This is a genomic window from Paraburkholderia sp. (assembly GCF_034668105.1).
In the GTDB taxonomy this organism is placed as follows: Bacteria; Pseudomonadota; Gammaproteobacteria; order Burkholderiales; family Burkholderiaceae; genus Paraburkholderia.
Map to the genome: position 1 here is coordinate 1 of NZ_JAXDPY010000433.1, position 7,017 is coordinate 7,017.

Annotated in this window: 8 protein-coding genes; 1 reads left to right on the forward strand and 7 read right to left on the reverse strand. The window is 59.8% G+C overall.

All coding sequences use genetic code 11. From position 1 onward, the window contains the following. Positions 1 to 148: 148 nt before the first annotated feature. Together QOC89_RS19560 and QOC89_RS19565 are read right to left on the reverse strand one after the other, a co-directional pair. Positions 149 to 538, reverse strand: coding sequence for a transposase (locus QOC89_RS19560; protein WP_323046536.1), 390 nt, complete (start codon positions 536 to 538; stop codon positions 149 to 151). Between the two features lie 720 nt (positions 539 to 1,258). Beyond that, positions 1,259 to 1,705 (reverse strand): PhnD/SsuA/transferrin family substrate-binding protein, encoded by a 447-nt coding sequence (locus QOC89_RS19565; RefSeq protein ID WP_323046529.1) that lies wholly within the window; start codon positions 1,703 to 1,705, stop codon positions 1,259 to 1,261. A 933-nt stretch (positions 1,706 to 2,638) separates the two neighbouring features. On the opposite strand from QOC89_RS19565, the gene QOC89_RS19570 reads away from it, so the two are divergent. After that, a complete protein-coding gene (locus QOC89_RS19570) occupies positions 2,639 to 2,899 on the forward strand; it encodes a hypothetical protein (RefSeq protein ID WP_323046530.1) in 261 nt (86 codons plus the stop codon). Positions 2,900 to 3,565: 666 nt separating this feature from the next. Here QOC89_RS19570 and QOC89_RS19575 read toward each other — a convergent pair. The 5 genes from QOC89_RS19575 to QOC89_RS19595 form a co-directional block, all read right to left on the reverse strand. Next, positions 3,566 to 4,660, reverse strand: a complete 1,095-nt coding sequence (locus QOC89_RS19575; protein ID WP_323046531.1) for a hypothetical protein — start codon at positions 4,658 to 4,660, stop codon at positions 3,566 to 3,568. A 3-nt stretch (positions 4,661 to 4,663) separates the two neighbouring features. Further along, positions 4,664 to 4,921: a hypothetical protein gene (locus QOC89_RS19580; RefSeq protein ID WP_323046532.1), complete on the reverse strand. Its 258-nt coding sequence runs from the start codon at positions 4,919 to 4,921 to the stop codon at positions 4,664 to 4,666. Between the two features lie 78 nt (positions 4,922 to 4,999). Then, positions 5,000 to 5,257: a hypothetical protein gene (locus QOC89_RS19585; protein WP_323046533.1), complete on the reverse strand. Its 258-nt coding sequence runs from the start codon at positions 5,255 to 5,257 to the stop codon at positions 5,000 to 5,002. Positions 5,258 to 5,540: 283 nt separating this feature from the next. Further along, positions 5,541 to 5,798, reverse strand: coding sequence for a hypothetical protein (locus QOC89_RS19590; RefSeq protein ID WP_323046534.1), 258 nt, complete (start codon positions 5,796 to 5,798; stop codon positions 5,541 to 5,543). A gap of 276 nt (positions 5,799 to 6,074) precedes the next feature. Then, positions 6,075 to 6,860 carry a metallophosphoesterase gene (locus tag QOC89_RS19595; RefSeq protein ID WP_323046535.1) on the reverse strand — a complete coding sequence of 262 codons (786 nt, stop codon included), beginning with the start codon at positions 6,858 to 6,860 and terminating at the stop codon, positions 6,075 to 6,077. Positions 6,861 to 7,017: the final 157 nt, after the last annotated feature.

Here is a 7,017-nt window from a genome sequence, read left to right on the forward strand (position 1 = left end):
GAGCTGACAAAGGAGAAATGATATGGCTGCCCAGCCAACTGGACCACCAGCACGTTGGTGCCGTGCATTTGCCGGCGCCAACCAATCTCACCCCGATCTTGACTTTCGGGGGAAGTCCTTGCAAACAGAATCGGCCGCGTGCTGACGGTCATCTATGCGCCCCGTTTTCAAAACCAAGGCCTAGGGCCTTGTCGCCCTTGAGATGCTTGTGACCGCTGTAGCCGAGATTGTCGCCGCCTTTTTTCGCCGCCGTCGTTGTGCCATCGCCATGAATGACCGTCAGCTCGAGCAGCTGGTCATCATGAAGCCTGGTCACCGAGCCGGCAAGGATGGCATCAATGCAACCGTCGGCCTGCCAGCGCCGCATCGGCCGGTAGATACGCGTGTAGTGGATTTCGCGGCGGCCTTTGGCATTCCTTTTGATCGGCAGCATCTTCCATTGACAGCCCATGTACAGCACTCGCAGGATGTAGTTGAAAATCTTGTGCAAGGGCACCGTGGGAGGAGGTCCTCGACGACCCCGCCTCAGATGCGGCATGACAGACTGCTCGAACTGCTCCAGGATCAATTCCGTTGGAATCGCTTGCCAGCATGGGTTCGGTCATTCGCTGCGCCCTGAAATCTGGACTCTAACCGATCTGGCTTCACCGATCAGAAATCCGGTCCTGGCGCGCCTCGCAGACAAATTCGATGGCCTCGAAAAACTGGCAACCGGAGTTGTCAATGAATGACGTCTTGGACGGCGCCGCGGCGTTGGTCGCGGGCGTGGTTGCGGTTGCAGCGTCGGCTTTGGTCTCAAGCCATGGCGAGATCCGGCGCGCGATTTATCCAGAGGCTAGCTGACACAAGCCGCCCAAAGACGCGCGGCAAACTGATACCAGGTACTCAGTTAGTCTGCGACTGCATTTGTCCCATTCCATTCTGTCGCCGTCCGTGGCCGCCAGATGGCCTTCCACCCTCATTTTTTCTCGGCTCCGATGCCCCAAGCGTCAACTGCGGGTGCTCATTCAAGTGAAACTGATCGGGTGGCAGGACGCCGTCGGGGACGCCAGGCGTGTTCTGTGCAAAGGCGACGGAGATACTTGCGACCAGCGCGCAAGTGACCAGCCCTGCACCGCAGGCGGAAAGGAAGAAGTTCATGATAGTCGGCGCGGCGTAGCGACCGCGCGAGTGCGCGCAATACAGCAGAGAATAGTGCATGGGCCGCTGACAAAATAGTGCATCCACGTCGACGGTCGTTACCGATTTTTACGGGGCGTCACGCCGAATTCCTCTGAGGTCGGCGGCCCTTTCCCTCATACGCCTTTCGCTGGCTCTTGATACACGTATGGAGAGCCATCCCTGTCGCATCGATCTCGCCCCGCACGAGCGCGCTCGCCGCATCGCGTTCACCGCCGATGTGATCGCCGTGGTTGCCTCCGAGCAGGTCGAAGCGGCGCGCCTGGTAATCATGTCCTGCAACAAGGCCGCCTTTGTGGCGCAGATGGTCCAGCGGAATCAGCGTGGCCTGACGCGAGTCGATCGCGCCGAAGCCGATGGTTTTGCCGCGCAGATCGCCGAGCCTTTGCACGTTGCTGGTGGCGGGCACAACCAGGATCGAATGCAGATCGATGTCGCTGTCGCGCATGGCGAGCGGCCACACCCGCTGGCCGCGCGCGTGCGAGGCGTTCGGCGCGCAACCAGGCGAGCGGCGAGTTCCATGCAATCGGCGAGTTCCAAGCAATCGCAATGTCGCCCGCGAACTTGGCTTCGACCTGGCGTTCGTAGTTCGAGTAGAGAAGATAGTCAAACGAGAAGTCGTGTTCGGCGATCGGGCAACTCGCGACAGGTTTGACTCGATTGCGTGGCCCGCGGATCGTGGCGACATCGCCTTCGCGAATGCTGTCATGGGCCGGTTGCGAGCCGCCGCACGACTGTGGATCGTGCAGCACAGCGATCAGATAGCGATGACTGAGTCGGGCGCGTCGTACAGCGAATACTATCTAATGAGACGGTCGCCGATATGCGAATCGATATGCGATCCGGCAGAGGAAACCGACAACGGGTCGCCGTTCACCAAATCCAGTTCGTGTCCCCGGCGAAAGATTTGGTCAAGACTGATTTGGGGGGAGCTGGCGCTTCCCTCACCATCGACAGTCTGCTTGATGTGTTTGCTGTAGTTCCGGAGGTCCAGACGTTCCCAGCGGCGGTTCGGGAAGCGACGGCATCGTGTCGGGAAACCTATCGTCTTCTGTCCGGATAGGAACTCAAAATCGAAACCCTGCCGTTCTTAATACAGCTTACAAGGCTATGACTAGCCTCACAGTCAATACGCACAGAAAGTGGAACGAAATATTTAGCAAGATAAGGGCGCATAAAATGCAATGCACCGTATCGTATTCTTGGCGCACTGGCTTTCCTGTCGTTTCACGCGGTGGGGAAAACGCCGTTTCCACTCACTGTCTTCGTCGAATTGCGCTCCTGCATAGGGCCGGGCTACTCCCCGAGTTGAGCAGGCGATTCGCGCGCACCGCCTCATGCAACTGACCCGCGTTGCGTCTAACGACACTGGAAACGCTCCGGACGTCTGATGGTTGCCGCTATAGGCGGCAACCTTGAGTCGTCCGACTCAGTTACGACACGTTACGGAGAATTGATCATGAAGAATGCACTTATTGGTTCGCTGCTGCTGTTGGCCGGTTCAATGGCATACGCTCAATCGCAAATCAATGGAGACGGCGGGCGAGGCTCGTTTCATGGCAACCCGGCGATTGCTGCGGCTTGCGAAGGGAAGCCGGTGGGTACAAAAGTTTCGGTGACGTTTAGGGATGGACAGCCTCACGAAATCGAATGCGGAATGCATCACCGCCCCCAACCGCAAGATGGTGGAAATTCTGGAGCAGGTAACCCAGCGCAGTAAGGGGCAGGGATTGAACACGAAGCGGTCGTTTGTGCGACGCAGTCCGACCTCGCAAATTGGCCGAATCCGGGCCGACGGCGAACGCACCAAACCGACCTATTCCCGTCGTTCCGCGTCACATGGTAGCCATGGCCGCTTTGCGCGCATTGCGGCCATCCGTATCGCATGCAAGTGCCTTTCGCCGCGATAATTTCTCCGACACAGCGCGATGGCAAGAGCCCAAGGTTTCAGCCCGTTATCTGACGGACTGTCTCCCGTAACGCGCTCCACGCCCGTGTCCTCACGAAAATGGTATCCCGGTGAATCTTGAGATACCGGCATTGTTCCGCGTTGAAGCCGCCACCTTTCTCGCGCCGTTCACGCGCAGACGAAGACATGGCTAACCGATTGGCGATTTTGTCGGCGCGCGACACATCGCGTTCGCGCAACAGGTTACCAATGGCATTCACCTCGAGCTCACATGTTCCATATTCAACGGCGTCACCGAATTAGCAGAAACAGGTACTGGCGGTCGTAGACTTCTCTGGTCATGCGCCGGCTACAGCGATCGCCTCTGTAAGCCGGTGTTTTGATCCCCGCCATCTGTTGTCTTTGTTGGGGCAACGCGGCCCCGCGCAATATTGGTCTCTCCCAGCTGGGAGCGCAGCCAGCATTCCGTTCCCCACCCTAACCATGCACCGGTCCTGCCGCATGATCCCGAGCAGCCTCGACTACGGCCGAGGGATCGGTTGCCAAGCGCTCACGAGGCCGTTTGCCGTCAAGCATGCCGTTTGTCGACTCGAACCACGAGGCGATCCTCAATGGCGTGTAATCAGAAAAAAGCTGCAGGATCTCTGCGACTTCGGGGATAGGGTTCCCGAGTTCGTCAAAAATGTATGCCGGGTACAAGGTCTCCCGGGCCAGATCGATGGAAAAAATCTTGCCCTCCTGCTGCCAACGGATTGCCACTGCCCGCGGAAATGCGGCCTCAGGATTGTGCTGCCTGCCGACCCCCAGGGCCGTCAACCATGTTGTTCCGTCAAACACGGCTGCAACCGCCTTCGCCTCCATTTCGGCGCGGGATGACGTTAGTTGCCTAACCGGGTCGGCAAGTCGTTCGGCCCCAAGCCATCGACGATCGCTTTCTCGCCGCGAACCGCTCAACTGCAAAACCGGCCTGGCCATGGCCGCGCGCATACGATCGAGGATTGATTCAGCAGCCTGCTCGCCTTCTTCGGGCGTCCACCGTACGCACGCACCGGTGTCGGAACAGCCAAATCCACGATCACTGATGTAGTGCACTTCCCGAAGTTCTCTGCAGATTTCTCCGGCTTTCTCATATTCGATCACCCGGTAATCCCAATGCGATCTACGTTCGCGGGGAGTCCGGTCTGCATCTGAGGATGGCTCACCCTTCATGGGAGGAGTGACGCCATCGGCGATTGCAGCGTTCATCGCTTCAACAGACATGGCCTCATCGACGTGCCGGATGCAATCTCGCAGGGCGCTCAAAGGAAATGAGGCTGAAGACGGATTGATGTTGTCGTCGTTGCCTGTTTCGACCTTCAACCACGGACCCAGAGTGTCCCGTAGGCAGTGCTGACACAGGTCGATGCGGATCTCCGGGCCGTCACCGAAAATCGAATGAAATCCGCCGCGATACGCGATCGACAGCCGTTCATGCCACTGGGAGTCGGGGTCATCCGGCGTCATGCGCCGTCCGCAGCGATCGCACGTGCACGCGGAGACCTCGGGTACCAATCTCTCCCGGAATTCGAGCATGCCCTACTCCTTCGATCGCGGCCGATCCCTCGTCCACTCATGGGGCACCAGCCCCAGTTGCCGCGCCGTCGCTGTCGGCAGACGCAGCACGACAGTGCCAGGGGGACGCCCCCAAAGGCTGTTGATCATGGTCACATCGGCCTGCACGCCTTCGATCTCCAGATAGACAGCGTCGTCCTTCTCGAACATTTCGGTATAGAGCTCCCAGCCGGGCTGATCGCCAGCCTTTTCCTGAAACCGGATAGTGTCTTTGGTGCCCATGGTTTTCCTTCAAGAAAGTCAGTCGATATGATCGACGGGACATTGCCCCGGTGAGAAGATGATCACGCCACCAGGACGTCACGCCACAAATGTTCCGCGGAACCGGCGCGCGGCTTCAAGGACGCCGAGGCGGTTGTCGAGCGCATTCTTTGGCGCGATCGAACCGGCACCACCCTCCTCGACGATCCAGCCGTTGGGAAAGTGAAACCAGGCGGCAATCTTCCACGGGTCTGTAACGGGGCCAAGTTCCGCCAGAACCTCTTTGATGACCGGCCGCGGCTGATTGCACTCATCGAACTGATATCGGGCAAAGTACAACTGGCCCGCCGCTTCCACGCCAAAGATCCAGCCCCCTCCCATCGCTGCGCACGCATCGCCCTGTGGCGTATCTAGGCAACGGCTGGGGTTCCGTCGCACACAGTCGTTGCGTATGCCGTCGCCCGATTTTGTGATTGTCCATGCGGAGCATGCGTTGGGCTGTCACGCGCGTCAGGCAGCGAGGCATGGTGGGCACGGTCGATAGCGAAAGCCCGCTTTGTGTCGGTCACCCGTATCCAACGTTTCGTCGGCGGGTACGCGATTGTGCCGGGGATCGCCGCCCATGCGGGTCTCGCGTCGCTCATGCCTCGGGCTCATCCATGTCCTGTTCACGTGAAGCGACCGGCGCGTCCGACGTCGCGAGCTTTGGGCGCATGCGTCGTCGCAGAGGCCCGGCCAGCACTGCGATGCGGTCGTCTGGGAACGGTATCCTGGCTAAGTCGATGAACCACTCGCGGGTGCGAAGCGCGAAGGCCTTCATGCGTGCCTCAATCTGCTCGCTGCTTTCGTACGGCGGCATGGCTTGTCGCCGTCGCTTGCGCCGGTTCGCCTTCGTCATCGGGACCTCCTTGTCGAAGTTGCATCCCTATATCCGTAGTCTTCTGGCTTAACCAGAACCGTTTCCGATGGCCCTTCTGGCGACGCATCCTATAAACGTGGTCTTTTGCACACGTATGGTCGGTTGCAACCGAGCACCGTATCCAGCGGAAGCCCCAGGCGCAGCGACCCTATGCGGTCGGCTTGTCCGCACACGGACAGCGTTTCGCTCAACGCCCGTTGCACGGCCCTGTCACTCGGACCACGGTCAGCAATACACGCGATAGAGCGCGCGCGATCAGAGCTCAACCACCAGCGCCGGATCAAACGCCGGGTTTTCCCATTCCAGGTCGACCGGTGCACCTGCCATCATTCGGTTCTTTGCATAACCGCGCGGGTTGGCAATGACCCGCGACCGGCCAACGCGATAATCGATCGAGTCATGCACGTGACCGTGAATCCACACATCGGCCAGTTCGAGCACAGGTCGCAGGTCACTCACGAATGCAGCGCTGACCGGGTCGTTCACGTAGCGCGGATGCACCGACGGCGGCGCAACGCCGTGATGGGTCACGACGACCGTGCGCCCGTCGAATGACTTCGCCAGTTCGTTTCGCAGCCAGTTCAGTGACGTTTCGTGCTCGGCGAGCGCATGCTCCGGCCGAAAACGCTTCCCGTCGCCGACGCGGATCACGCGATGGTCATGCAGCATCCGCCCGGCCAGCGCCATGCTCCGGTCGCGTGTCTCATTGAGTGCATAGTCCGTCCACAGGCAACAGCCGAGGAACCGCACGTCGTCCATGACAAACGCGTCGCGCTCGAGGTAATGCACCGCCGTACCGGCCGCGCGTCGTCGGATGGTATCGGCGAGTGGGCCGTACTCTTCGCCATACGCTTCGTGATTGCCATGCACGTAGACGACTGGCACCGGCCAGCGCGCAAACTGCTCAACGGCATCGCCCCCCTTCGCAATGTCCCCAGCTAGCACCAGCACATCCGCATCGGCGAGGGTGATCGGGTTAAAGCCCGGAAAACTCTGGTGCACGATCTCCAGATGCAGATCCGAGGCGATCTGGACACGCATGCCGTCAACTCATCCCTGCGCCATCAGCCGTCGGTTTCCGGCGGCCAGCCTTTGACGAACGCGCCGGCGTGGACGGGTAGATGCGCTTTCCGGGAGAGTGTTTCTCCGCGATACCGATCGGCATCGAGAATTGCTCCCCCGATGCTGTTGTAAATCG

Excerpts from the sequence above, each read along its gene's own strand:
- QOC89_RS19560 (WP_323046536.1), bottom strand. The coding sequence starts at position 538 with ATGCCGCATCTGAGGCGGGGTCGTCGAGGACCTCCTCCCACGGTGCCC.
- QOC89_RS19570 (WP_323046530.1), top strand. The coding sequence starts at position 2,639 with ATGAAGAATGCACTTATTGGTTCGCTGCTGCTGTTGGCCGGTTCAATG.
- QOC89_RS19575 (WP_323046531.1), bottom strand. The coding sequence starts at position 4,660 with ATGCTCGAATTCCGGGAGAGATTGGTACCCGAGGTCTCCGCGTGCACG.
- QOC89_RS19580 (WP_323046532.1), bottom strand. The coding sequence starts at position 4,921 with ATGGGCACCAAAGACACTATCCGGTTTCAGGAAAAGGCTGGCGATCAG.
- QOC89_RS19590 (WP_323046534.1), bottom strand. The coding sequence starts at position 5,798 with ATGACGAAGGCGAACCGGCGCAAGCGACGGCGACAAGCCATGCCGCCG.
- QOC89_RS19595 (WP_323046535.1), bottom strand. The coding sequence starts at position 6,860 with ATGCGTGTCCAGATCGCCTCGGATCTGCATCTGGAGATCGTGCACCAG.